The 21,687-nt window shown below is 64.6% G+C and carries 28 protein-coding genes and 2 pseudogenes; 18 read left to right on the top strand and 12 right to left on the bottom strand.

The window, feature by feature from the left end; genetic code table 11:
* The first annotated feature begins 11 nt into the window (after positions 1 to 11).
* The gene (locus QO011_RS07215; protein WP_307269669.1) at positions 12 to 443 is read left to right on the top strand and encodes a nuclear transport factor 2 family protein; all 432 of its coding nucleotides are present in this window, start codon (positions 12 to 14) and stop codon (positions 441 to 443) included.
* A gap of 391 nt (positions 444 to 834) precedes the next feature.
* Here QO011_RS07215 and QO011_RS07220 read toward each other — a convergent pair whose 3' ends face one another.
* Both QO011_RS07220 and QO011_RS07225 read right to left on the bottom strand, forming a co-directional pair.
* A complete protein-coding gene (locus QO011_RS07220) occupies positions 835 to 1,329 on the bottom strand; it encodes a hypothetical protein (RefSeq protein ID WP_307269671.1) in 495 nt (164 codons plus the stop codon).
* Positions 1,330 to 1,472: 143 nt separating this feature from the next.
* Positions 1,473 to 2,051 carry a TetR/AcrR family transcriptional regulator gene (locus QO011_RS07225; protein ID WP_307269672.1) on the bottom strand — a complete coding sequence of 193 codons (579 nt, stop codon included), beginning with the start codon at positions 2,049 to 2,051 and terminating at the stop codon, positions 1,473 to 1,475.
* Positions 2,052 to 2,577: 526 nt separating this feature from the next.
* On the opposite strand from QO011_RS07225, the gene QO011_RS07230 reads away from it, so the two are divergent.
* Complete coding sequence (locus QO011_RS07230) at positions 2,578 to 3,813, top strand: epoxide hydrolase family protein (RefSeq protein WP_307269673.1); 1,236 nt, start codon at positions 2,578 to 2,580, stop codon at positions 3,811 to 3,813.
* Positions 3,814 to 3,975: 162 nt separating this feature from the next.
* Here QO011_RS07230 and QO011_RS07235 read toward each other — a convergent pair whose 3' ends face one another.
* Both QO011_RS07235 and QO011_RS07240 read right to left on the bottom strand, forming a co-directional pair.
* A complete protein-coding gene (locus QO011_RS07235) occupies positions 3,976 to 4,401 on the bottom strand; it encodes a type II toxin-antitoxin system VapC family toxin (protein ID WP_307269675.1) in 426 nt (141 codons plus the stop codon).
* Positions 4,401 to 4,643, bottom strand: coding sequence for a type II toxin-antitoxin system Phd/YefM family antitoxin (locus tag QO011_RS07240; RefSeq protein WP_307269677.1), 243 nt, complete (start codon positions 4,641 to 4,643; stop codon positions 4,401 to 4,403). The genes QO011_RS07235 and QO011_RS07240 overlap by 1 nt, the downstream gene beginning before the upstream one ends.
* Positions 4,644 to 4,902: 259 nt before the next feature.
* On the opposite strand from QO011_RS07240, the gene QO011_RS07245 reads away from it, so the two are divergent.
* Positions 4,903 to 5,547 (top strand): glutathione S-transferase family protein, encoded by a 645-nt coding sequence (locus QO011_RS07245; protein WP_307270915.1) that lies wholly within the window; start codon positions 4,903 to 4,905, stop codon positions 5,545 to 5,547.
* Between the two features lie 183 nt (positions 5,548 to 5,730).
* Here QO011_RS07245 and QO011_RS07250 read toward each other — a convergent pair whose 3' ends face one another.
* The 3 genes from QO011_RS07250 to QO011_RS07260 form a co-directional block, all read right to left on the bottom strand.
* Positions 5,731 to 6,279 (bottom strand): carboxymuconolactone decarboxylase family protein, encoded by a 549-nt coding sequence (locus QO011_RS07250; RefSeq protein WP_307269678.1) that lies wholly within the window; start codon positions 6,277 to 6,279, stop codon positions 5,731 to 5,733.
* Positions 6,280 to 6,391: 112 nt separating this feature from the next.
* A complete protein-coding gene (locus tag QO011_RS07255; RefSeq protein ID WP_307269679.1) occupies positions 6,392 to 7,114 on the bottom strand; it encodes a DJ-1/PfpI family protein in 723 nt (240 codons plus the stop codon).
* 226 nt (positions 7,115 to 7,340) lie between these two features.
* Complete coding sequence (locus QO011_RS07260) at positions 7,341 to 7,928, bottom strand: VOC family protein (RefSeq protein ID WP_307269680.1); 588 nt, start codon at positions 7,926 to 7,928, stop codon at positions 7,341 to 7,343.
* Positions 7,929 to 8,020: 92 nt separating this feature from the next.
* Between QO011_RS07260 and QO011_RS07265 the strand changes: the two genes are divergently transcribed.
* The 8 genes and pseudogenes from QO011_RS07265 (at position 8,021) to QO011_RS07295 (ending at position 13,032) form a co-directional block, all read left to right on the top strand.
* The gene (locus tag QO011_RS07265; RefSeq protein ID WP_307270917.1) at positions 8,021 to 9,013 is read left to right on the top strand and encodes a GlxA family transcriptional regulator; all 993 of its coding nucleotides are present in this window, start codon (positions 8,021 to 8,023) and stop codon (positions 9,011 to 9,013) included.
* A 12-nt stretch (positions 9,014 to 9,025) separates the two neighbouring features.
* Positions 9,026 to 9,223 (top strand): annotated as a pseudogene (locus QO011_RS07270) (short-chain dehydrogenase/reductase); the annotation flags it as partial.
* Positions 9,224 to 9,418: 195 nt separating this feature from the next.
* On the top strand, positions 9,419 to 9,730 hold the full coding sequence (locus QO011_RS07275; RefSeq protein WP_307269682.1) for a putative quinol monooxygenase: 312 nt from the start codon (positions 9,419 to 9,421) through the stop codon (positions 9,728 to 9,730).
* 56 nt (positions 9,731 to 9,786) lie between these two features.
* Entirely contained in the window at positions 9,787 to 10,092 is a 306-nt protein-coding gene (locus QO011_RS07280) for an EthD family reductase (protein WP_307269684.1), read from the top strand.
* 89 nt (positions 10,093 to 10,181) lie between these two features.
* Complete coding sequence (locus QO011_RS07285) at positions 10,182 to 11,069, top strand: alpha/beta fold hydrolase (protein ID WP_307269685.1); 888 nt, start codon at positions 10,182 to 10,184, stop codon at positions 11,067 to 11,069.
* Complete coding sequence (locus tag QO011_RS07290; protein WP_307269688.1) at positions 11,026 to 11,937, top strand: sigma-70 family RNA polymerase sigma factor; 912 nt, start codon at positions 11,026 to 11,028, stop codon at positions 11,935 to 11,937. The genes QO011_RS07285 and QO011_RS07290 overlap by 44 nt, the downstream gene beginning before the upstream one ends.
* Positions 11,938 to 12,116: 179 nt before the next feature.
* Positions 12,117 to 12,203: pseudogene (locus QO011_RS42515) on the top strand (helix-turn-helix domain-containing protein); the annotation flags it as partial.
* A gap of 16 nt (positions 12,204 to 12,219) precedes the next feature.
* Positions 12,220 to 13,032 carry an MBL fold metallo-hydrolase gene (locus QO011_RS07295; protein WP_307269690.1) on the top strand — a complete coding sequence of 271 codons (813 nt, stop codon included), beginning with the start codon at positions 12,220 to 12,222 and terminating at the stop codon, positions 13,030 to 13,032.
* 129 nt (positions 13,033 to 13,161) lie between these two features.
* Here the strand turns inward: QO011_RS07295 and QO011_RS07300 are convergent, their stop codons facing one another.
* Positions 13,162 to 13,818, bottom strand: coding sequence for a glutathione S-transferase N-terminal domain-containing protein (locus tag QO011_RS07300; protein ID WP_307269693.1), 657 nt, complete (start codon positions 13,816 to 13,818; stop codon positions 13,162 to 13,164).
* Positions 13,819 to 13,859: 41 nt separating this feature from the next.
* On the opposite strand from QO011_RS07300, the gene QO011_RS07305 reads away from it, so the two are divergent.
* The 3 genes from QO011_RS07305 to QO011_RS07315 all read left to right on the top strand — a co-directional run bounded on the left by QO011_RS07305 (position 13,860) and on the right by QO011_RS07315 (position 15,179).
* Entirely contained in the window at positions 13,860 to 14,228 is a 369-nt protein-coding gene (locus QO011_RS07305; RefSeq protein WP_307269696.1) for a winged helix-turn-helix transcriptional regulator, read from the top strand.
* Between the two features lie 178 nt (positions 14,229 to 14,406).
* A complete protein-coding gene (locus QO011_RS07310; RefSeq protein WP_307269699.1) occupies positions 14,407 to 14,586 on the top strand; it encodes a hypothetical protein in 180 nt (59 codons plus the stop codon).
* Between the two features lie 224 nt (positions 14,587 to 14,810).
* Positions 14,811 to 15,179 carry a YciI family protein gene (locus QO011_RS07315; RefSeq protein WP_307269702.1) on the top strand — a complete coding sequence of 123 codons (369 nt, stop codon included), beginning with the start codon at positions 14,811 to 14,813 and terminating at the stop codon, positions 15,177 to 15,179.
* A gap of 43 nt (positions 15,180 to 15,222) precedes the next feature.
* Here the strand turns inward: QO011_RS07315 and QO011_RS07320 are convergent, their stop codons facing one another.
* Positions 15,223 to 15,588, bottom strand: a complete 366-nt coding sequence (locus QO011_RS07320; RefSeq protein ID WP_307269705.1) for a nuclear transport factor 2 family protein — start codon at positions 15,586 to 15,588, stop codon at positions 15,223 to 15,225.
* 102 nt (positions 15,589 to 15,690) lie between these two features.
* Positions 15,691 to 16,113 (bottom strand): DoxX family protein, encoded by a 423-nt coding sequence (locus tag QO011_RS07325; protein ID WP_307269710.1) that lies wholly within the window; start codon positions 16,111 to 16,113, stop codon positions 15,691 to 15,693.
* 114 nt (positions 16,114 to 16,227) lie between these two features.
* Between QO011_RS07325 and QO011_RS07330 the strand changes: the two genes are divergently transcribed.
* From QO011_RS07330 to QO011_RS07340, 3 genes are all read left to right on the top strand, one after another.
* A complete protein-coding gene (locus QO011_RS07330) occupies positions 16,228 to 17,190 on the top strand; it encodes a LysR family transcriptional regulator (protein WP_307269713.1) in 963 nt (320 codons plus the stop codon).
* Positions 17,191 to 17,279: 89 nt separating this feature from the next.
* Positions 17,280 to 18,467 carry an RNA/DNA-binding domain-containing protein gene (locus QO011_RS07335; RefSeq protein ID WP_307269715.1) on the top strand — a complete coding sequence of 396 codons (1,188 nt, stop codon included), beginning with the start codon at positions 17,280 to 17,282 and terminating at the stop codon, positions 18,465 to 18,467.
* A complete protein-coding gene (locus QO011_RS07340; protein ID WP_307269718.1) occupies positions 18,464 to 19,429 on the top strand; it encodes a ParA family protein in 966 nt (321 codons plus the stop codon). The genes QO011_RS07335 and QO011_RS07340 overlap by 4 nt, the downstream gene beginning before the upstream one ends.
* A 21-nt stretch (positions 19,430 to 19,450) precedes the next feature.
* On the opposite strand, the gene QO011_RS07345 is transcribed toward QO011_RS07340, so the two are convergent.
* Complete coding sequence (locus QO011_RS07345) at positions 19,451 to 20,110, bottom strand: glutathione S-transferase family protein (RefSeq protein WP_307269722.1); 660 nt, start codon at positions 20,108 to 20,110, stop codon at positions 19,451 to 19,453.
* Positions 20,111 to 20,377: 267 nt separating this feature from the next.
* On the bottom strand, positions 20,378 to 20,626 hold the full coding sequence (locus QO011_RS07350; RefSeq protein WP_307269724.1) for a hypothetical protein: 249 nt from the start codon (positions 20,624 to 20,626) through the stop codon (positions 20,378 to 20,380).
* A gap of 333 nt (positions 20,627 to 20,959) precedes the next feature.
* Between QO011_RS07350 and QO011_RS07355 the strand changes: the two genes are divergently transcribed.
* Positions 20,960 to 21,685: a superoxide dismutase gene (locus QO011_RS07355; RefSeq protein ID WP_307269727.1), complete on the top strand. Its 726-nt coding sequence runs from the start codon at positions 20,960 to 20,962 to the stop codon at positions 21,683 to 21,685.
* Positions 21,686 to 21,687: the final 2 nt, after the last annotated feature.

A 21,687-nucleotide genomic window follows, 5' to 3' on the forward strand; every position in this document is an offset into this window, starting at 1 on the left:
GAGCAACGGGAATGCCTGAGAAGAAATATTCCGCCTATGCCGGTGCGGAACCGTATTTCACGCTGGTTCGAAAGGCGCTGGGGGAACTGGTCGATGGCGAGCATTTCTTCGATGTTGTCGCCGACGATATCGCCTACGAGGTTCGCTACGACCTGGGCTGGCCTCTTGTGGTTCGAGGCCGCGCCGAGCTGATGGCTCAATTTCAAGGATATGTCGGCAGCATCCGGCTGCGATCCGCGGACGAATTGTTCGTCAACAAGGCTGACGGCGGCCGCGTCGTGGTGATCGAGTATGACATCCACGGGACGATCCTTGCGACGGGCGCCACGTATGAAAATCGCTTCTGCTCGATCATCGAGCTCAAGAACCGAAAGATCGCGCGCTGGCGAGACTACATGGACTCGCATGCCGCCTGGAACGCACTGACGGCAAAGGGCAAGTGATCGAGTAAGATATGGACTTGCAACGCTTTGGCATATGTTGCCAGCCTTGCGCTCCGGCAGCTTGCGAAGTTCGCCTCGGCAGACGTTTGGACCAAGGACCGAAGGGAGTCGCGTCGGGGGGACAACCGTGGCGTTGAAATCCCCAGTCGGCAATCAGACAGCTTTCGTGCCGATCTCCGAGGCATGCTCCTTCACCGGCGCGGCCGCAATGCGCAGATTCCGGTGCCACTCCCCATGACCGAGGCGTTGCGCGCCCGCTTTTCACAGGCCATGGGCGCTCAGTGGCGTGGACGGCTCGATGCGACAAGGATGCGTCGCTCGCCGTGCTACGCGCCGGGGTGTTCGCCCATGGCAACTGCCGGGGAGAACGGCTGCCGCGGGCGATAGGGCGTTACGACCGGTTCGCGGCAGTCTTGCCCTGCCTTGCCAGATAGATGATCTGGGCCGTCAAGCCGACGACGAGAAGAGCCAACAGCGCCCCCTGAGCGCCGAGAAGCAGCGGCGATTTCAGGTCGGTCACCAAGGGGTGGCCGTCCGGAACACGGCGCAGGATCTCGGTAACGGTCGGCAGCATCAGAAGAAACGCACTCAGGCTGAGACAGATGGTTTCAATATATCTGGCTGTGCGCGTTGAACCCAGAAAGCGTTCGATCCCGTAACCTGCAAGCAGGAGCAGGATGGTCACGGTGCCGATGCCGTAGCTGACCGGCTGATGTGCCACGAGGAAGACCGTCGCGGCGCCGATAAGCATGGAAACAAAATAGATGGCGCCCGGCGTGGATCGGGGAACGATTCGGCCATGACGGGCCAACATGTAGAAGGCCGGAGGAATGGCTGGCAGGCTCCCGAGCGTATGGATCCAGCCGAGCGGAGAAATTCCGAACATGAGAGATTGCCTTTCTCATCCAAAGGGACGGGGTGGTCGGGCAGGGCGTCTGCCGCTGACAGATCTGCGGGCTCGGCGCTGTCTATCTACTAGTCGGTAGACAACTGGGGCATGCATTCACGCCCCTGGCGACGTTCGAATGTTCAGGCGGCGACGCGCTCCAGCAAGGGATGGGTTATCGCGCCAAAGGTCTCGGCATCGCCGTAGGCGCGCGCTGAAAGCATCGCGCCATGCACGGTGGCCATGAGCATTTCAGCGTCGGCCTTGGCGGTCCCGGTCAGCGCGAGGCGGCCTTGCGCGGCGCCGCGCTCCAGGACGGAGGCGAGCCAGTCCGAGAGTCTTCGAAAATGCGCGCGCACTTCGAGAGCGACGGCTTCGGGAAGAACCGGAATCTCGCCGGCGAGCAAGGCGCAGACGCAGAACGGGTGAGTCGCATCAGCGATGCACCTCTCCCAATAGCCGACATAAGCGCGAAGTTGTTCCAGTGGATCGGAGACATTTCGTTCGAGCTCGGCGATCCCGGCTTCGGCTTCCTCCCGGTACTGTGCAACCAGTTTGCGGACCAGATCGGATTTGCTGGGAAAATGGTGGTGAATGCTCGCATTGCGAATGCCGACCACACTGGAAATATCGGCGTAGCTGAAGCTGTTGTAGCCGCCCCTGACAATCAGGGAGCGGGCACAGCGAAGAATGTCATCGGCCTTGGTCTGTGGACTTTTCATGGCGCTACCTACCAACTAGTAGGAAGGATGTCAACTCGAGGCGACGAGGGCTTGCCGTCCCCTTTCCTGTCACGTGTGTCGAGGCGCTCGCGGCGAGGTGCTGCGCAACGCTGAAATAGGCTCTGACGGGCGGGTGCCTCAATTCGGGGCCCAATCGTTCCCTGCATGCCGCTTCATCGTTTTCGCTGAGTCCTGGACGCCCGCGGGCCGCCCGCTTTTGGTCCGCTCCCGTCACCGCACCTTCGTTGTCGAAGCGCAGGGTTGGGCAGACAGTCGTTCCGCGGGTGGTGTACGATGTGACGTCGAAGCCGCCCGGCACGATCGAGCGGGAGTGATCCTTGCCCTCCAGTGAGATCCGGGACCACGCCAGAATACGCTGCAAGCATCTGACAAAATTGATTTTATCGCACCGACATTCAGCGACGTTCGGTGGGCGACCTTCAAATCCTTCGCGCGATCTGACGGTATCGCCTCCACCGCGCCATGCCGACGACACCGCGGTGCCCAGATAGCAAGGAATGACGCGATGACTGCCCCGAAAACCTTTCCCTTGGAGCCCACCCCGATCCGTGTGTCCGACGAGGTCCTCGATGACCTGCGTGCTCGTCTCACGCTGACTCGTCCGCCGCTGGACGAGCGGAATGCGGACTGGTCATACGGCGTGCCGGACGGCTATCTGCGTGAGCTGGTCGCCTATTGGCGCGGCGGCTATGACTGGCGCCAGGCCGAGGCCGCCATCAACGCCTATGAGCACTATCAGGTGAGCGTCGCCGGTGTCCCGGTGCACTTCATGCGCAAGCCCGGTCGTGGCCCGCGGCCGATCCCGTTGATCCTCACGCATGGCTGGCCGTGGACGTTCTGGCATTGGTCGAAGGTGATCGACCCGCTCGCCGACCCGGCCGCGTTCGGCGCCGATCCCGCCGATGCGTTCGAGGTCATCGTGCCGTCCCTCCCGGGCTTTGGATTCCCCGGCCCGCTCACCGGCTTTCCCGACGTCAACTTCTGGAAGGTCTCCGACCTCTGGCACACCCTGATGACCGAGACCCTGGGATACGAGAAATACGCTGCCGGGGGCTGCGATATCGGCGGGATCGTCTCCAGCCAGCTCGGCCACAAATATGCCGACGAGCTCTACGGCATCCACATCGGCTCGGGGCTGCCGCTGGACTTCTTCACCGGCCCCCGCGCCTGGGACTTCGCCCGGAAACGGCCCCTGACCGAAGAGCAGTCCGCTGATGTCCGCGCCCGCATCATCGCGCTGGACCACCGCTTTGCGCCCCACCTCGCCGTGCACATGCTCGACGGCGCCACCCTGGCCCATGGGCTGAGCGACTCACCCGCCGGGCTGCTCGCCTGGCTTCTGGAGCGCTGGAACGCCTGGAGCGACAACGGCGGCGACGTCGAGTCCGTCTTCACCAGGGACGAGATGCTCACCCACGCCACGATCTACTGGGTGAACAACTCCATCGCCACCTCGATGCGGTACTACGCCAATGCCAACCGCTACCCCTGGAGTCCTGCCCACGACCGCACCCCGATCGTGCAGGCCCCGGTCGGCCTTACCTTCGTCACCTACGAGAACCCGCCCGGCATCCACACCGCCAACGAACGCATTCACGCGTTCAAGACCAGCCCGCAGGCCGCGTGGTTCAACCACGTCAACGTCAATGCCCACGATCAGGGCGGCCACTTCATCCCCTGGGAGAACCCCGACGCCTGGGTCAGCGACCTGCGCCGCACCTTCCGCGGCCGCAGGCCCTGAACGACCCCGCCGGCACCGTTGTGCTCCGCTATGCTGTACGGACCTCCAACGATGTCGCCGGCGAGCATCGCGAATAGTCCGCGACGATCGCGTCATTCCGCTCGTCGGTCCAGTCGCCGGCCATGAATGCCCCAGGCATAGTCAGGATGGGGAGGGGCAGGTTCATGCCAGCAACTGCGTCGGCACGCCGAGCGCCGGTCCTGCTTCGACGAGCCGCTGGTCGAGCGTATGCACCGTGGCGCCATGCTCCGATGCGATGGCCAGATGCAGTGCGTCACCGGCGCGAAGCCCAAGGGCATGCTGATCGGCAAATTTCGCCGCCGCCCGGACCTGCCCGCCCGCCACGCCAAGCACGGTGAAGCTCTCGGCGACCAGCTTGTTGAACATGGCGAGCGCCGCCGCACGCTGGTCGAGGCTGATCTGTCCGGTCCGCAGCTTGATTGCCATGGCCGAGGAGATCTCGGTGATGGTCCAGTCACTGATCAGAAGCCGTGCCGGGTCCTGCTCCGCCAGCCAGGTCTGGACGCGCGGCGTCATCGCTTCGTTGGAGAGCGCCGCAACGATCAGCGACGTGTCGAGATAGAGCATCAGTAGCGGTCGCCATCCCGCATCGACCGTACCAGCTCGGCGGCGCTCTGGAACTGTGGCGGCATGGCTGCCGTCAGCGAGCGGAGCAGAGCGGCATCGATCGGCTTGCGCGGCCTGGCCACGGCCGTGAGCCGCGCGACTGGCTTGCCGCGCCGGGTGATGTCAATCGAGTCCCCGGCTTGGACGCGGTCGACCAACTCGCTCAGATGAGCCTTTGCATCCGCCAGATTGATCGCATCCATGTCACGCTCCTGACCATGCAGCTGGTCATATGGCGTATCGGATTGAAGAATTCCAGCGCGACCTTTCCACGTCACTCCATCCTGGCAGATTGTCCGGCTGAACCGAGGGCAGGCTAAGCCATCCAAACCCCAGCCGGAAGCGGGGTCCGCCGATCGTCGCTCCTGCGATGATGTCCAAGGAACGATGTCGACTTCTCACAAGCTCATTCGTCAATCATATGAAGCCAGAACCGGCGGCTCAGGCAAGCAGGCGGATGCGATGACCCCCGCCATGACTGCCTTTGAACGGTCACCCGACGGCGGCAAGGGACTGGCGCGCGATACGCGCGTTCGCTGGGCGCTTGAAGAAGTGGGCCAGCCTTACGAAGTTCGCCTCGTCTCGTTCCCGGCGATGAAGGAACCCGCGCATCTGGCGCTGCATCCCTTCGGTCAGATTCCGACCTATGAGGAGGGCAATCTCGCCATATTCGAGACAGGAGCGATCGTCCTTCACATCGCAGAGCAGCATGCGGGCCTGTTGCCGAAGGATGCCGACGCCCGGGCGCGGGCGATCACATGGATGTTCGCCGCGCTCAGCACGGTGGAGCCGCCGATCCTCGATCTCTCAACCGCCAGGATCGTCGAGGGCGACAAGCCTTGGGCCCGGGAACGCCTGCCGCTGGTCATGGACCGGATCCGTGTCCGGCTAGGACAGTTGTCCGCTCGCCTGGGCGATGCCGACTGGCTCGACGGAGCATTCAGCGCAGGCGACCTGCTGATGGTGTCGGTGCTGCTCCGCCTGCGGATGTCAGGCGTCCTGGGCGAGTACCCGAACTTGGCCGCCTATGTCGACCGCGGCGAGGCACGGCCGGCCTACCGGCGGGCTTTCGCCGCGCAATTGGCGATCAACGCCCCGGCCAGCTAAAATTCACCCGCGAAGCGGCACCTATGACAATTTGAGATCCGTCAATCGCACAGCCTGTGCGACTGGGAATTGCGGTGCCGCTCCATACAAGCGAGGATCTCGACCCCATGGCAGACGCCGACATACGCATCGGCGCCGCCTCCGCTCACCGTCGCCGTGCAGTCCCGTGGAAGCTCGGCACTCTCAACCCTGCCAGGCATGGGCCTGAAACGGAGCCTCCAGAGGGGGCTTCGTGATGCTGCCGGTGTAGTTCGTGATCGTGGACGCGGCGACGATGGCGATGACCTCCAGCGCATGATCCTTGCCGAAACCGGCCGCGATGAATCGGCCGATGTCCTGATCGTCGAGACGCCCGCGCTTTTCGATCATCGTCCTCGCCAGAGCCGACAGCGCGGCGAGCTTGCCGTCCCTGGGCAGGCGGCCGTCGCGAATGGCCTGCACATCCTCGGCGTCGATGCCCTCCTTGAGGGCCAGAGTCGTATGGAATGCGACGGCCCAGGCGCATGCGTTGGTCACCGCGTCAGTGAGCAGAACAGCCTGGACCTGCGCTTCGGTGAAGCTGCCGCCGTGCACCTTGCCGAACAGGCCGACGAGGCTGCCGATCAGGACCGGCGAGGTCGCCATCGCGCCGGCGATGTTGGGGATCATCCCGAAGGCCGACTGCAATTGCTGCAGCGCCGGCTTCGAGCGTTCAGGAGCGGATTCCATCGTGTGAACCGGGAAGGTCGTCATGTCGGTCGCTCTCCGTGGGTGTTGGTCGTGGGATCAATCTAAGGCTGCGGCCTCTGGCGGGATCGCCAATTAACCCTCGGTTCTCGCCAGAGGCGGCCCTGGGCCGGCGAGCTCATTCTCGGCCCGCGGCCGGAACGGCGATGCCGAGCCTGGCGGCGATGCGCCGCGCCGTTCGTTCGCGCTGCACCGTCATGGTCCGCACTGATCGGCGCGCCTCTTCCAAGATTGCGGCTGGCGCCGTCTCCGGCGTGCCGCTGTCGAAGGGCGGCTCCGGCGCATAGGCCATGTGAAGCTGGATGGCCTGCGCGGCCTCGTCGCCGCGCAGCTCCGCGGCCAGCCGCAAGGCGCCGTCGATGCCGGCCGTCACGCCCGCGGCAAAGATCCAGCCGCCGTCGACGACCACACGCTCGTTGACGGGGATCGCGCCGAAGAGGGGCAGCAGGTGAAACGCCGACCAGTGGGTCGTCGCCCGCCGTCCCCTGAGCAGGCCCGCCGCGCCGCAGATCAGGGCCCCGGTGCACACCGAGAACATGCTGCATGCGCTCGACGCCTGCTGCCGGATCCAGCCCAGCACCTCGGCGTCGTCCATCAAGGCCTCCTGGCCATAGCCGCCCGGCATGTGGAGCACATCCAGCGGCGGCGCCTCCGCCAGGGTCGCATCGGGCGTCAGCCGCAATCCCTTCACGTCCCGAACCGGTGCTGCGGTCTTGCCGTAGATGCGATAAGTCGCGTTCGGGATGCGCGACAACACCTCGAACGGTCCGGTCAGGTCGATCTGGTCGATGCCCTCGAACAGGAGGGAGCCGATATGCAGGTGCGTGTCATGCGGAATCATGGTTGGCCTCCCGGTCCTGGAGCAGGCTTGAGTCCGACAACCGGAGGACTCCGCCCAATGGCTGAATTGCTCTCCGCACAACTGTTGCGAGGCCCAAGCAAGCGCCGCCCGCACATGCTATGCATGACGCCGACCCGCCACAGTTCGCGCGGCCTATCGGCGAATGGGCGAAGAACCTGCCGGGCGGAATGTCCGGCTCGCTCGCGGTAACATCTCGCCGGTTTCATCAATCCATCGGCAGGCGCGGATCGAACGGCTCGGCGGGTGGGAATTCGCCGGCGAAGGCACGGCGGTGCAGCTCTTCGCGGGACGCGCCGCCCTTCCGGGCGACGATCATCTTCGCGGGATCGACGGGGATGCCGATCGGATTCTTTGCGAAGTCCGGCGAGGTTCGCATCCACTCGGACGACTGATTCCAGTCATCGAAGTTGTCGTACTGCAGCTCGACGCTGTTGCCGTCGGGATCGACGTAGTAGAACGACATCGTGATACCGTGATCGAATGAAATATGCGGCTTGATGCCGAGTTCGCGCAGTCTCGAATAGGTGTCGAGCAGCGCGTTGAAATCCACGTATTCGAAGGCGAGATGATGCATGCCGGTGTGCACCAGCTTGTCGGGGTCGTCGCTCATCTTCGATGAGGTGAGAAGCGCGATGCGGTGATTGGCGCCGTCATTGGTCAGCCAAGCGCCACCGGGAAACTCGAAGTTCGGCTTCGATCCAACGACCGTGCCGTACCAGTCGATCATCGCCTGCAGGCGCGCGGTCTTGAGGCTGACGTGGTGCAGCGTCGGCCGGTCGATCCTGGTTGTCATTGAGGAAATTCCTTCTGTCTCGTCGGCCAAAGTGGAAACGGCCCCAGATCAAGGTGGACAAGAGCAACCTACTCCGGCATGGTTTGGCGGAAATGCCAAATGCCCCTCGCTTCTCGCCAAACTCCGTTCGCGCCATCGAGGTGCTCACCTTCCCGGCGGTGCAGCTGCTCGACGTCACCGGGCCGGTTCAGGTGTTCGCCTCCGCCAATGACCTCGTCGCCAATGCCGGAGGCGCGCCCCCCTATCGGCTCAAGCTCGTGACGCCGGGCGATGAGGGCGTCATGTCCTCGGCAGGGGTGGCGCTGGCGGCCGGCCCGCTCAGCCGGCGCAGCGAGGCGCTGGATACCTTGCTCGTCGCCGGGGGGCCGGGGGTGGAGGCGGCCGCCGTAAATCCGGTGGTGGTCGATTGGGTGCGGCAGCGGGCGACGCAGGCGCGGCGCGTGGCTTCCGTCTGCACGGGGGCGTTCCTGCTGGCGGCGGCAGGATTGCTGGACGGGCGTCGCGCGGTGACTCACTGGAAGGATTGCGCCAAGCTGGCTCAGCGCTATCCCGCCGTGCGCGTCGAGCCTGATCCGATTTTCGTCAGCGACGGTCCGGTGTGGACTTCAGCGGGGGTGACGGCCGGGATCGATCTGGCGCTGGCGCTCGTCGAAGAAGACCTCGGCCGCTCCGTGGCGCTCGCCTTGGCCCGCTACCTCGTCGTGTTCCTCAAGCGTCCCGGCGGACAGGCGCAATTCAGCGCCGTTCTGGCCTTGCAGGCTGCAGACGACAAATTCGGTACGCTGCACGACTGGATCAACGAGCACTTGGCCGACGATCTCACGCTTTCGGTCCTGGCCGATCAGGCGGGCATGAGCGAGCGCAGCTTCAGCCGCCACTATGCCGAGGCGACGGGGCAAACGCCGGCCCGCGCCGTCGAGAAGCTGAGGGTGGAGGCCGCACGGCGGCTGCTCTCGGAGCAGCGCACGCCGGTCAAGCGGGTCGCGCAGCGTTGCGGCTTCGGCTCGGAGGAAACGATGCGCCGCAGCTTCCTGCGCCTGCTCGCCGTCACGCCGCAGGACTATCGTTCGCGCTTCACGTTTTGAAACCCGCCCGGCCTCAGTCACAATCGGCCGGGCGACCCCGCGAAGCTCGCCGACGTGCTCTGCGCCTTTGCAGACGCGGCGAATCCGCCGGTGCGCCTGCCGCTCGGCAGCGACACCGTGGCGGCGATCGAGAGGAAGCACGAGGGCGATCGAGCCATCCTGGCGCAATGGCGCACGGTGTCGGTCTCGACCGATTTCGTCGCGGAATGAGCGTCGGACAGCGGGAGCGAGGACGGACGCTTCGCTCCGGCGGGTGGGCTCATGAGACCGCGTGTATGTCGCCTGCGCCGACGATCCGCCGCCGGCACACCCCTTCGAGATGATCTTCCAAAAAATCTTCTGCGTCGCGATCCGTTTCCACCCTTCGGATCGTCCTTGGCGTGTCCGAAGCGAAGGAGACAGGCCATGTCAGACGAGTCCGTCATTCTGATCAATCTGCTGAAGGTCGAACCCGGGAAGCAGGATGCGCTGATCGCGCTCCTGAAGCAGACCACCGAAAGCGTGGTCCGCACGCTCAACGGCTGGAGGACGACCCGGCTGGTCGCGGCCAAGGACGGCGCCGGCGTCGTCATCTACTCCGAATGGGAGAGCGCCGCAGCCGTCGAGGCGATGCGCAGCGACCCGCGCATGAAGGCCTATGTCCCAAAGGTCATGGAGCTTGCGAGCCTGGATTCGGTCATGGGCTCGGCGGTGTGGAGCGAAACCCGGCGAGGGTGAAACGCACAGCCAAGCTTGCGTCACACGAGCAGCAAGGGGGAACCGCAATGGCTCGGATGGTGGTGATCTATCGGACACCCGAGAATGTCGAGGCGTTCGACCGGCATTACTTTGAAATCCACGTGCCTCTCGCCAAGAAAATTCCCGGTCTCAGGAGATACGAGGTCAGCGAGGGCCCCATCGCAACGCCGGTGGGACCTTCCAATGTTCATCGGATCGGAACGCTGCATTTCGACGACCTTGCCGCGATCGAAAGAGCGTTTGCAAGTACGGAGGGACGAGCGGCCGGGGCGGATCGCCGCCTTCTGGCGCCGGATGACTCCGGCGTTCAAATGTTCCTTTTCGACAGCATGGATATCTGAACCCATCCCCCTTCGTTCGTTCCGGCGGGCGAGGGGGCCGCTCATGCGGGTTCGCAAAGATCGTCAAATCAAACGGAGAGAGACCGGCGATGTCGGCACCCAAAGCAGCTTTTGTCCTCGTCCACGGCGCTTGGCACAACCATTCGACGTGGGACAGGGTGACGCCGATCCTTGAAGCCCACGGCTTCGCGGCGTTGACGCTCGACCTTCCCGGCGCAGGGGTCCACGCGATCGCGCCGACGTCGCTTGGTCGCCGCCCGTTCGACCCCGCTGCGTTCGCCGCCGAACGGTCACCCGTCGCCGGCATCACGCAGGAGGAGCGGACGCAGCCCGTGGTCGCGCTGGTCAGGCAAGCTGCGTCGCTCGGCGATGGCAAGGTCGTCCTGGTCGGGCATTCGGCGGGTGGAATGACGATCTCGGCGGTCGCCGAGCAGGTGCCGAACCTGCTTCATGCGGTCGTCTATCTCGCCGGGTTCATGGTGCCGAACGGCATGACGTTGCTCGAATTGCTTCCGCATGAAACCATGTCTTCGGCTCTGGCGCCCGGGCTGTTCGTCGGCGACTCCGCCGCCATCGGCGCGACGAGGATCCATGCCGGATCGACCGACGAAGCCTACAGATCGCTGCTCAGGGCTTCGTTCTATGGCGACGTGCCGGACGCCGATTTCGCGCATATGGCCTCACAACTTCATTGCGACGAATCGAACGCCGGCGCCTTGGCGCCGTCGGCCATCACGCCGGAAAGATTCGGCAGGGTGCAGCGCCATTACATCCGCTGCACACAGGATCGCGCCGTTCCATTGGCCGGTCAGGATCACATGATTGCCTCGGTCGATGGTACCATCGGCGGCAAGACGACGACCCACACATTGGACAGCAGCCACTCGCCATTCCTGTCGCAACCGGCCGCCCTGTCGAGGATTCTCATCGACATTGGCGTCCGATCCCCGGTGGAACGGAGCGCGGACGCGCGGTAGGTCTCGATCCATGAACACGGACGAATTCGAGGATCGCCTCAAAGCGCTGCGCCCGCGCCTTCATCGCTATTGCGCGCGCATGACGGGATCGGCCGTCCATGGCGAGGATGTCCTGCAGGATAGCCTCGTCAAGGCGCTTCAGGCGCGAGCCCAGGGCGCCGGGGTGGACAATCTCGAGGCCTGGCTGTTTCGCATCGCCCATAATGCGAGCCTCGATTTCCTGCGCGAGAGGTCCCGGACCACGGTCGTTCCGCTCACCGAGGACGTCGAAGCGGCGCCCATGCCCGAGGCGGACATCGTCGCGATCAGCTTCCGGACGTTTCTGCGGCTGCCCGAACTGCAGCGCTGCGCGGTGATCCTCAGGGATGTCCTGGGGCATTCGGTCGAGGAGATCGCCGGCATCGCCGCGTGCTCTCCGGCGGCCGCCAAATCGGCGCTGCAGCGCGGGCGCGCTGCGCTGCGGCAACTGGCGCAGGCGCCCGAAGACACGAGGCTGCCGCTGATCTCCGATCCCGACCGGCGGAAGATCACCACCTATGTCCATCTCTTCCGGAGCGGCGATTTCGACGCGATCCGCGCCATGCTCGCCGATGACGTGAAGCTCGATCTGGTGAACCGGCTCCGGCTGGAAGGGCGCGACAAGATCGGCCTCTATTTCACGCGCTATGCGGAAGAGACGAAATGGCGGTTCGCCCTCGGCGCGGTGGAAGGACAGCCGGCCATGCTGGTCTTCGACAGCACCGGCCCGATGGCAAGACCGGCGCATTTCGTCCTGATCGGCTGGTCGGAGAGCCGGATCATCGCGATCCGGGATTTCCTCTTTGCTCCCTATGTGCTCGAAGCCATCGATTGGGTGCGGCTGGGCTGAAAGGGCGCTCAGCCGGGGCCCGCCAGGCGTGACTCGCACCCGCCCCATTCGTAAAATGGCTGCTGATCCCGCGAGTGGAGAGCAGAGCCGCATGAGCAGACCTGAAGGGGCTCTGCCCGAAGCACGCGATGCCCTCATCGCCTTCGGCGACCGCGTCCGCATGAGCCGAGAGGGCGAACCTCACGCTGGAGCGGCTCTCCAGGTCGTCCGGGGTGAGCCGGGCGATGTTGTCCAAGGTCGAGCGCGGCCCCTCTCCGACGGCAACACGCGGAGGAGGGGGGCATGAAGACGCTCGATTCCGGAGCCGGCTATGTTCGATACGCGCTTGGCGACCTGGCCGTGGTCGCTCTTCGAGACGGTTATGTCGACATGCCCTCCAGCCGATTGCGCCAGGCGGGCGATCGTCCTTTCGGATCGGACATGCCGGCGCAGGTGGACTTGGTCGACGGGCGCCTGCGTCTATCGGTCAACGCCTTTCTCGTCGTCGATCGCGGCGAACACATCCTGATCGATACGGGAGCGGCTGACGCCTGGCTGCCGACCATGGGCTCGCTGCTCGGCGCGCTCGACGAAGCGGGCGTGGCGCGCGGGAGCATCGGGACTGTGGCCTTCACGCACACGCACGAAGACCACGTCAACGGTCTGGTGGCGGCCGATGGGTCGGATGCGTTTCCGAACCTCCGGCGGCTGCTCGTGCCGCAGGAAGAAATCCCGATGTTCGACGCGTATGAGCGCCTGGCCCGATTCCGGCAGCGCCGCCTGCCGTTTGGAGACGGCTTCAAGGTGAGCGACGGCATCACCGCCGTTCAGGCCCATGGCCATGAAGTCGGGCACACCGCGTTCGAGGTCTCGAGCGGGCGTGAGACGCTCCTGATCTGGGGAGACGTCATCCACGTGCCGTCCATCCAGTTCGACAGGCCGGAACTGACCTGGGAGTTCGATGCCGATCAGGATCAGGCGCGCTCGACCCGACAGGCATTGCTGCGTCGGGCGGCTCAACCCGATGTCTTCGTGGCGGGCGCGCATCTCGATTTTCCCGGTGTCGGCACCGTCACCGCATCGGGCGAGGCCTTTGGCTACACGCCCCTTGCATAGATCGTGGCCGGGTCGTGGCTGGAACGGCGCATGGGCGGGCGAGTCGGGGGCGTCATTGCCTCAGACCGTTCCGGGCATGCGATGACGGCGCTGCCTGCGTCCAAGGCAGACGCTGTCGGAACAACCGGCCTATCGCGGGAGCCCTTCCTCCGCGAGCGCCCTGACGACGGAGGGTTCCGTCTTCATCCGCGCGAGATAGGCATTGAGCCGCTCCGACACGTCGATCCCGAACGTCGCAGCCCACATCAGCATCACGAATAGATAGGGGTCGGCAATCGTCATCCCGTCACTCACCAGGAACGGCTTCTCGCCGAGCTGGTCGTCGATGGTTGCGAAGCGCCTGCTCAGCGTGTGCCGGGCCGTGTTCTTCTCGGCCTGCGGCGCGCCGTGGAAGAAGGGCCTGAAGTTGCCGTGGATCTCCGTCGTCATGAAGGAGGTGGCTTCCAGGGCCCGCCAGCGGACGATTCCGTCCTCGGGCAGCAGCCTGCCGGCCAGATGGGCGATGTAGGTGAGAACGGCGAGGTTCTCGGTCAGGATCGTGCCATCATCGAGTTCAAGCGCGGGCGTATAGCCCTTGGGGTTGATCGTCCGGAAGTCGCGGCCGTCATCCGTCCGCTTGTCTCGACCGACGCTGACGAGCTTGTAGGGCAGTCCTGCCTCGATCAGCGCGATGTGGTCGGCCAGGCTGCAAGCGCCGGGCGCATAATAGAGGATCATGGTCTTCTCCGTGCTGGCAGGCCGCGCAAGGTGGTCTAAGAAGTTGACCAGAACCAGATAGTTGACCATATCCTGTCCGCCAAGAACGCATATTTTTGGGGCCAGGTCATATGGATGTGCCTACGCTGCTCGACGCTCCCCAGGATTGCCGCCAGGTCAGCGAGGTGCTCAACCGGGTCGGGGACAAATGGACGATGCAGGTGGTGGTGGCGCTTCGCGACCAGCCGCGGCGTTTCAACGACCTCAAGCGCCAAGTCGGCGGCATCTCGCAGCAGATGCTGACGCGGACCCTCAAGACGCTCGAACGCGACGGCATGGTCGAGCGCACAGTCTGCCCCACCACGCCGCCGCAGGTGGAATACGCGCTGACCGCGTTCGGGCGATCCTTGTCCGTCCCCGTGCGGGAGCTGGCGCGGTGGGCGCGCGCAAACCTCGCGACCATTCACGACAACCGCCGGCGATACGATTCAAAGCGCTGAGGGGGGCACGGGCTTGGAGGTTCGCCACGCAGGCGGCCCCTGGCTCTTCGCGGATGTCCAGGGGCCGCCCGCCCGAGGCAGCGTGATGCCATGCCGAAATCCCGTTGCATTCGGCGGCCGTCTCGGGCACCTCAATCCCGGCTGCAGGGGGCTCGATCTGTTGCGGGAAAGGGCAGCCATGCCGACCGACAAGAACAGGCCGCCTCGGTCGAACGACCGCGCTGCCCTTGCCGCTCTGATCTTCGTGGCCCTGCTGGTCGCCGCCTGTGTCTGGGTGTTCAGCGAGCTCAAGGACGAGAACGACAAGCTCAACTGCGTTTCGTCGGGCCGCACCAATTGTGCTCAGATCGACCAGTGACGGAGCGATCCGTCCCGTCGCAAGTCCGATTGCCTGCTCGCCCGGTCCCCGCCGGTCGGCGCTGCCGCCGCCAGGCGCGCGCCCGGTCATCGCGCCCCCTGACCCGGAGGCGGCCATCCGCGCCCGGCCGGTCGAAAATTCGCCGGGTGCTGTCGGCCTTCGAAAACCCCGTTCGTCGTTCCAATGCCAGGCCGATGCGGCCGGCTCGAACGAGGAGACGGACGATGCGCGTGATGGTGCTGGTGAAAGCGACCGAAGACAGCGAAAAGGGCTTTTCCCCGGATCCCTGGACGACCGCCATGATGGAGGCGATGGGCCGGTTCAACGACGAGCTGCGCGCGGCCGGCATCCTGCGCATGGCCGACGGCCTCAAGCCTTCCTCGCAGGGCAGGCGTATTGCCCTCGACGGTCCCGGCCGCACGGTCATCGACGGGCCTTTCGCCGAAACCAGCGAGCTGGTCGCCGGCTTCTGGCTCTGGGACGTCAAGGACATGGACGAGGCGATCGCCTGGGGGAAGCGCTGCCCCAATCCCATGCCGGGACCGAGCGAGATCGAAATCCGGCCGCTCTACGAGATGGCCGATCTGCGATGAGACCCTGCCGCCGGGCGGCGGCGCGGTCGACGTCGTGTCCGGCTCAGGCAAGCTCGTCGAAGAAGAGATAGAGGGCGGCGATCCTGCCGTCCCGGGCGATGATGAAATCGGTTCCGGCATAGGCCGGCGGCTGGCCAGGGTTGCCCGACACCCACCGGACCCGGCCGCCATCGCCCGTCTCCTCGGGCGGGGCGATCGGCCGATACTGGAAGTCGGGATGCGTGGCCTTGATCACGCCGGCGATGCGGTCGATTTCGTCGCGGCCGCGAAAGACGCCGTTGTTGGGGTCGTAGAACACGGCGTCCGCGTGGAAGATCTCGTCGACCGCCGCGCGTCGACGAACGGGGTCGATCTCACCGAACACGTCGTGGAGATTGCGCAGCAGCAAGGTCGATACGGTCTGGGACATAGGTTTTCCTCGGGCTGGGTGTCGAGGGCGGCTCGCGCCCTCTCGACACGCTCCGGTTGGGATGCTGGCGGCGGACCCATCAGGCAGAACGCCGTGGCGGGCTCAGGCGGCCACTGCGGTGGCCGTGCCCAGCGCGCCGGTCCCGCGGCGATTGTCGATGCTGAGCGCACCGGCGCCGAAGGCCGCGATCTGCAAGAGGCCGCCGGCCATCATCACGTTCTTGAGGAAGTGGATCATCTGGTTCTGGTCGGCGAAATTGCTGTGAAACGCCACCGCCGTCGCCAGCGAGAACAGGGCAAGGACGCTCGCCACGGTGCGGGTGCGATAGCCGGCGACGAGAAGCAGGCCACCGCCGAGCTCGACGGCGACGGCCGCGGCGAAGGCCAGTGGCGGGAAGGGCAGGCCGACGGCACCGATCATCGCGGTCGTGGCGCCGTAGGCGCCGAGCTTGCCGAGGCCGCTCATGGCGAAGGGAAGGCCGATCATCAGCCGGCCGGCGAGGGGAAGGTAACGGGTCGCGAACATGGAAAGCCTCCTTGAAGGAAATCTCCGCATCTCGCTGCGGGTTGGGTGGATGATGTTGCAGCGGCGTAATTTTCGAAATAGAAATGATTGAAATCCATCGTTGCAGGAATGGCGATGTCGAAACTGCCCGACTTCGAGGGATTGGCCATGTTCGCCAAGGTGGCCGAGGAGCGCTCCTTCGCCGCGGCGGCCCGGAGCATGGGCGTCTCGGTGGCCACCGTCTCGCGGGCCGTCACGCGCCTGGAGGAACGCCTCGGCGGGCGCCTGTTCAACCGGACGTCCCGGCGCCTGGCGCTGACGGACTATGGTCACACGCTCGCCGAGCGGGCATCGAAGATCTTCGCGGATGCGGAGGAGGCTGAGGACGTCGCGCGCGAGGCCTCCAGCCGCCCGCGCGGCCTGGTGAAGCTCGCGGCCCCGCTGTCCTTCGGCACGCGCTGGGTCGCTCCTGTGCTGCCGGCGTTCTTTCGGCGCTATCCCGACATTTCCATCGATCTCCACCTCACCGATGCGCAGACCGACCTGATCGGCGACGGCTTCGACGCCGCGCTGCGCATCGCCGTCCTGGAGGATTCATCGCTCGTCGCGCGGCTGATCGCGCCTGTCCGACGGTTCGTCGTCGCAGCGCCGAGCTACATTGCGCGGCACGGCCGTCCGCAGCACCCGCACGACCTCCTCGCCCATCCCTGCCTGAGCTACACCAAGCGGTCGAAGCACGAGGTCTGGCGCTTCACCCATCGCACAACCGGCGAGGACTATCCGATGACCCCGACGGGGCCGCTGCGCGGAACGAGCGCCGAAGCTCTGTTGCCGACGGTGCTCGAGGGGCTGGCGATCACCGAGCTCCCCGAATTCACCGCGACCCAGTATTTTCCCGATGGGCAGCTCGAACCGATCCTCGACGACTGGCGGCTGCCCGAAGGCGGTTTGTATTTCGTCACGCCGACGGCCCGCGCCCGTCCCGCCAAGGTCTCCGCCCTGGCCGATTTCCTGATCGCCGCGCTGTCGGATGCGCGGTGGAGCGCGGAAGCGGTGATGGGCTGGAAGTCGCCGCCGGAGGGAAGAGGCCAGACATAGGCGGTGGATGCATCTCGTTGATATTCGGTCGCGCGCCACTGCTGGCGGCGAACGTCGCTCCAGGGTAGTGTCTCGCCTTGGAGGACTTGATGCTGACGGACGATGAAATCACTTCGCTTTTTCGCGATTTGGAGTCGGATCGTGTCGAGAGAAAGCGCGACTACAGATCGAACGGGGACAGGATCCGGCAGGCAATCTGCGCCTTCGCCAATGATCTTCCGGGCCGTCGACTCCCTGGCGTTGTTTTCGTCGGCCAGAATGATGACGGCACCTGTGCAGGGATCGACGTTGGAGACGAACTCCTGAATACACTCGGCGGCCTCCGAAGCGACGGCCAGATTCTCCCGTTTCCGGTCATGTCGGTAGCACGTAAGGAGATTGACGGCTGTGTCGTTGCGGTGGTCGAAGTTGCACCGTCAACGCAGCCACCGGTGCGGGTCGATGGACGCACCTGGATTCGGGTCGGCCCTCGGCGCGGGACGGCGACGCCTGAGGAGGAGCGTCGTCTTGCTGAGAAGCAGATCTGGCACAATCTCGCTTTCGACGCTCGACCGTGTCTTGACGCGTCGCTGGATGACTTGGATCTAATCAGATTCGAGTCCGAGTATGTACCCTCTGCGATTTCCCCTGAGATTCGACGTCAAAATGGTCGAACGACTGAGGATAAGCTCCGCGCGCTTCGGCTCCTGTCGCGCGAAGGCAAACCAGTTAATGCTGCGATGCTGCTTATGGGCAAGGATCCTCGTGCCTATTTTCCTGGTGCATACATCCAATTTCTTCGCCTAGACGGATCGAATCTGACTGATCCGATCATGGACCAGAAGGAAATTGGTGGGGCCGTCCCTGATCAGGTTCGGCAGATCGAGGAGCTCATGCGGCTCAATTTGAAAACCACCACAACGATCGGAGGGTCGCAACGGCGAGAGCAACCGGACTATCCAATAGAGGCTCTGGAGCAACTGGTTCGCAATGCGCTCCTTCACCGGTCGTATGATGGCAGCACAATGCCTGCGAAGGTCTACTGGTATTCTGATCGCATCGAGATCATCAACCCGGGAGGGCTTTTCGGTGAGGTGACTCCGGACACTATTTGGCAAAATGCGACAGCTTATCGCAACCCACTGCTGGCCGAGGGACTCAAGAATCTCGGAGTCGTCGAGCGCTTTGGATTTGGTCTTGTGCAAGCGCGGAAAGCATTGGAGGAAAACGGCAATCCGCCGCTTGGATCTCAGTTTGAGGCCAATTTCACCTTATTCAAGGTGGAGCCAGTGCGATGAAATCTGTCGCGTTTTTCAACAACAAGGGTGGCGTTGGCAAAACCTCACTAATCTACCATCTTTCGTGGATGTATGCGGACTTAGGGAGGCGTGTTCTTATGGCCGACCTCGATCCGCAGTCCAATCTTACAGCAATGTGTTTCAAGGACGACGTGATCGAGCGCATCTACGAGTCTGGGAAACCGGATACCATCTACACAGCAGTAGAGCCGGTGAAGCGCGGTGTCGGTGATCTGCGTTTCTTCGACCCTCTTGAGGTGACTGAGCGACTTGCCATCGTACCAGGTGACTTGCTCCTATCTGATTTCGAGGATGAGCTCTCTGCAACTTGGCCGCGGTGTGTGGACCGGGATGAAAGGGCTTTTCGGGTCACCTCTGCCTTCCACCGCATCATTAAGGACGCTGGCCAACGTTATAAAGCTGACCTTGCCCTTATCGATGTCGGGCCGACTTTCGGTGCGCTCAACCGAGCCGCGCTGATTGCCGCTGACTTCGTAGTCATTCCTGTCGCCCCGGACCTTTTCTCCGTCCGTGGCCTTGAGAATGTTGGTGGTCGATTGAAATTATGGCGGGCGGAATGGCAGGATCGCCTCAGCCGCGCGCCCAAACTTGATTTCACGCTTCCTCCGGGTGGGATGCAGCCGATCGGCTATGTGGTTTCCCGACATACCGAATTCGCGGACGGTGTGGTGCGCGCGTTTCAGAAATGGATCACGAAAATTCCGGCTGCCTATCGTGGCGCAGTGGAGAACCCCGCAATCCCCGACGAAGCTCTATCGCTTGGGCGACTGAAGGACTATCGCTCTCTCATCGCGATGGCGCAGGAAGCCCGCAAGCCGATGTTTAAGCTCAGACCCGGCGACGGAGCTATCGGCGGGCACCAAGGAGCTGTTTCTGCCGCCTATGACGACTTCGAAAAGCTTGCTCGTAGGATCACTACTCGAATCGGATTGCCCGTCTGAATTCCACCGTGCACTCGCGGATTAGGCTGTTTGATCGCAGCCTTGCACAAACGGGAAACGTTCCGCCCAGATGGCCGTCAGCCGAGGGTCGGCGTCCACGCGGCGCACTGTCTCCGCCAGCCCGGGCGCAACCTCATAGAAGCGCCGCCGCCCCGGCGACCAGCGCGACGCCGTGGCCACATAGAGATCGAGAACCGACAGGTCCTCGCCGAGGAGGTAGCGGCCCGGACGCAACTGCGCCCCCATCAAGTGCCAGCAGCAAGCGATACGGTCGAACAGGCGAGCCTTGACGGCAGCGTGATCCTCGGCGCGTTCGACGATGCGGGAGGGATTGTCGGAGATCCAATAGAGAGCATAGATGGCCGAGGATACGAAGGTCATCCAGCGCAGGAACGCCGGCCGCGTCGACTCGGTCAAGGCCGGCGCAAGCCGCGCGTCGGGATGGGCATCGGCCAGCCAGATCAGGATCGCAGCGCTTTCGGTCATCACGTCGCCGGTCGGCAGCGCCAGCGCCGGAACCTGCAGCATGGGATTGATGCCAACGAGCTTGTCGGCTTCCTCCCGACCTTCCCAGGGCGCGCATTCCTCGATGCGGTAAGGCAGCTCGAGAAGACGAAGGGTTGCCTCGATCGGAACAGATCCCGAGCCTGATGCTCCATAGACGACAAAGGTCTCGGTCACGACTGTTCTCCTCCGCGACGCCGCCAGGGGCTGGCGATCAGGCTCGCCCATCGGCAAGCAGCCCCTCTTCGCATCGTTGTCGCGAAAATCCTACAGCGGGAACGCTTTGGCCGGCCAATGGCCTCGGGCGACGGAACGGCCTGCCGATCGTCCGCAGCCCCGTGCCGATCGAACGCAGGCCGCCGGTCCTGAAGCCGGCGCCACAGGGACGATTTCGACGGCGGGCCGTCCGTGTTCCGCAGCGTCGATGGCCGGCGGCCGGCGCGGTCAGTCCCCGCCCCAACGCCAGCGAGGCGGCTCGCCCTTGAGCCAGGCCACGGCGATCAGCAGGACACAGAGAACGGCGGTATAGGCGATGAAGCGTCCGAACTCCCTGGCCGGTGGAAAGAGGACTACGCCGGCCACGACGAGAACGACAAACGCCGCGAGCACCAGCCAACCTTCCCACGAAATCGGCAAGCCCCAACCCCAGCCCCAGCGCTTGGCGGGAAACCAGTAGTGCGGCTCGCTCTGCATCGTCGGATCGGATGCGCTCTTCGATCGAGGAGCGCCTCAGCTTAGATCCCGACGGTGACTGTTTTTGGGCGATGCAGGATCCGCGCAATCGAACCCGTGCGACGCCGGGCTGCAGCGGTGCGGTCCGCAGCGAGGGCCAAGCGGAGCGTCACAGCCGCTGGATAAACCCATGTCACTCTCGGTCCTCTGTCTCACTAGCGGGGTGCAGTCCCCTGACGCGCGCACCGCGATTGCGCTAGTGTTTCGCCATTGGTCAGCCCCGGACGATCCCGTTCGTCTTGTGGCTGTCCCGCGTCGCCTCGACCCGAACGCTGAAACGCGAAGGAGCCCGCCATGACGATCGTCTCCCGCCGTTCGCTGCTGACCGGTGCCGCCGGCATCGCCCTCGCCGCCTGCCTCCCGTGGCGGCCGAGCCAGGCGCAGACCGCGTCAGGCCCGTTCACCCTGCCGGCCCTCTCGTATGGCCCGGACGCGAACGAGCCATCGATCGACGCGATGACGATGACGATCCATCACGACCGGCATCACGCCGCCTATGTGACGAACTTGAATGCGGCGCTGAAGGATCATGGCCAGCTCGCGGCATTGCCGCTGCCGGAATTGCTGGCAAAGCTCGCCGAGGTGCCCGACGGCATTCGCACCGCCGTCCGCAACAATGCCGGCGGACACGCCAATCACTCGATGTTCTGGACGCTCATGGGGGGCAAGGGCGGCTCCCCGACGGGAGACCTTGCGGCCGCGATCGACCGGGATCTCGGCGGCATGGACAAGCTCAAGGCCGACTTCAACCGCGGCGGTCTGAGCGTGTTCGGCTCAGGCTGGGTCATGGTCACAGTGGACAAGGCGGGCAAGCTCGGCCTGACGACGCGTCCCAATCAGGATACGCCGCTGATGGAGGGTGGGCGTGTCCTGATGGCCAATGATGTCTGGGAACACGCCTATTACCTCAAATACCAGAACCGCCGCGCCGACTACCTCACGGCCTGGTGGAACGTCCTGAACTGGGATTCGGTCGCGGCCCGTTATGCGGCGGCGAAGGCTGGCACTCTGGGCGTGTGATC

It is taken from the genome of Labrys wisconsinensis, assembly GCF_030814995.1.
GTDB classification, from domain to species: Bacteria; Pseudomonadota; Alphaproteobacteria; order Rhizobiales; family Labraceae; genus Labrys; species Labrys wisconsinensis.

Excerpts from the sequence above, each read along its gene's own strand:
- QO011_RS07215 (WP_307269669.1), top strand. The coding sequence starts at position 12 with ATGCCTGAGAAGAAATATTCCGCCTATGCCGGTGCGGAACCGTATTTC.
- QO011_RS07220 (WP_307269671.1), bottom strand. The coding sequence starts at position 1,329 with ATGTTCGGAATTTCTCCGCTCGGCTGGATCCATACGCTCGGGAGCCTG.
- QO011_RS07225 (WP_307269672.1), bottom strand. The coding sequence starts at position 2,051 with ATGAAAAGTCCACAGACCAAGGCCGATGACATTCTTCGCTGTGCCCGC.
- QO011_RS07230 (WP_307269673.1), top strand. The coding sequence starts at position 2,578 with ATGACTGCCCCGAAAACCTTTCCCTTGGAGCCCACCCCGATCCGTGTG.
- QO011_RS07235 (WP_307269675.1), bottom strand. The coding sequence starts at position 4,401 with ATGCTCTATCTCGACACGTCGCTGATCGTTGCGGCGCTCTCCAACGAA.
- QO011_RS07240 (WP_307269677.1), bottom strand. The coding sequence starts at position 4,643 with ATGGATGCGATCAATCTGGCGGATGCAAAGGCTCATCTGAGCGAGTTG.
- QO011_RS07245 (WP_307270915.1), top strand. The coding sequence starts at position 4,903 with ATGACCCCCGCCATGACTGCCTTTGAACGGTCACCCGACGGCGGCAAG.
- QO011_RS07250 (WP_307269678.1), bottom strand. The coding sequence starts at position 6,279 with ATGACGACCTTCCCGGTTCACACGATGGAATCCGCTCCTGAACGCTCG.
- QO011_RS07255 (WP_307269679.1), bottom strand. The coding sequence starts at position 7,114 with ATGATTCCGCATGACACGCACCTGCATATCGGCTCCCTCCTGTTCGAG.
- QO011_RS07260 (WP_307269680.1), bottom strand. The coding sequence starts at position 7,928 with ATGACAACCAGGATCGACCGGCCGACGCTGCACCACGTCAGCCTCAAG.
- QO011_RS07265 (WP_307270917.1), top strand. The coding sequence starts at position 8,021 with ATGCCAAATGCCCCTCGCTTCTCGCCAAACTCCGTTCGCGCCATCGAG.
- QO011_RS07275 (WP_307269682.1), top strand. The coding sequence starts at position 9,419 with ATGTCAGACGAGTCCGTCATTCTGATCAATCTGCTGAAGGTCGAACCC.
- QO011_RS07280 (WP_307269684.1), top strand. The coding sequence starts at position 9,787 with ATGGTGGTGATCTATCGGACACCCGAGAATGTCGAGGCGTTCGACCGG.
- QO011_RS07285 (WP_307269685.1), top strand. The coding sequence starts at position 10,182 with ATGTCGGCACCCAAAGCAGCTTTTGTCCTCGTCCACGGCGCTTGGCAC.
- QO011_RS07295 (WP_307269690.1), top strand. The coding sequence starts at position 12,220 with ATGAAGACGCTCGATTCCGGAGCCGGCTATGTTCGATACGCGCTTGGC.
- QO011_RS07300 (WP_307269693.1), bottom strand. The coding sequence starts at position 13,818 with ATGGTCAACTATCTGGTTCTGGTCAACTTCTTAGACCACCTTGCGCGG.
- QO011_RS07305 (WP_307269696.1), top strand. The coding sequence starts at position 13,860 with ATGGATGTGCCTACGCTGCTCGACGCTCCCCAGGATTGCCGCCAGGTC.
- QO011_RS07310 (WP_307269699.1), top strand. The coding sequence starts at position 14,407 with ATGCCGACCGACAAGAACAGGCCGCCTCGGTCGAACGACCGCGCTGCC.
- QO011_RS07315 (WP_307269702.1), top strand. The coding sequence starts at position 14,811 with ATGCGCGTGATGGTGCTGGTGAAAGCGACCGAAGACAGCGAAAAGGGC.
- QO011_RS07320 (WP_307269705.1), bottom strand. The coding sequence starts at position 15,588 with ATGTCCCAGACCGTATCGACCTTGCTGCTGCGCAATCTCCACGACGTG.
- QO011_RS07325 (WP_307269710.1), bottom strand. The coding sequence starts at position 16,113 with ATGTTCGCGACCCGTTACCTTCCCCTCGCCGGCCGGCTGATGATCGGC.
- QO011_RS07330 (WP_307269713.1), top strand. The coding sequence starts at position 16,228 with ATGTCGAAACTGCCCGACTTCGAGGGATTGGCCATGTTCGCCAAGGTG.
- QO011_RS07335 (WP_307269715.1), top strand. The coding sequence starts at position 17,280 with ATGCTGACGGACGATGAAATCACTTCGCTTTTTCGCGATTTGGAGTCG.
- QO011_RS07340 (WP_307269718.1), top strand. The coding sequence starts at position 18,464 with ATGAAATCTGTCGCGTTTTTCAACAACAAGGGTGGCGTTGGCAAAACC.
- QO011_RS07350 (WP_307269724.1), bottom strand. The coding sequence starts at position 20,626 with ATGCAGAGCGAGCCGCACTACTGGTTTCCCGCCAAGCGCTGGGGCTGG.
- QO011_RS07355 (WP_307269727.1), top strand. The coding sequence starts at position 20,960 with ATGACGATCGTCTCCCGCCGTTCGCTGCTGACCGGTGCCGCCGGCATC.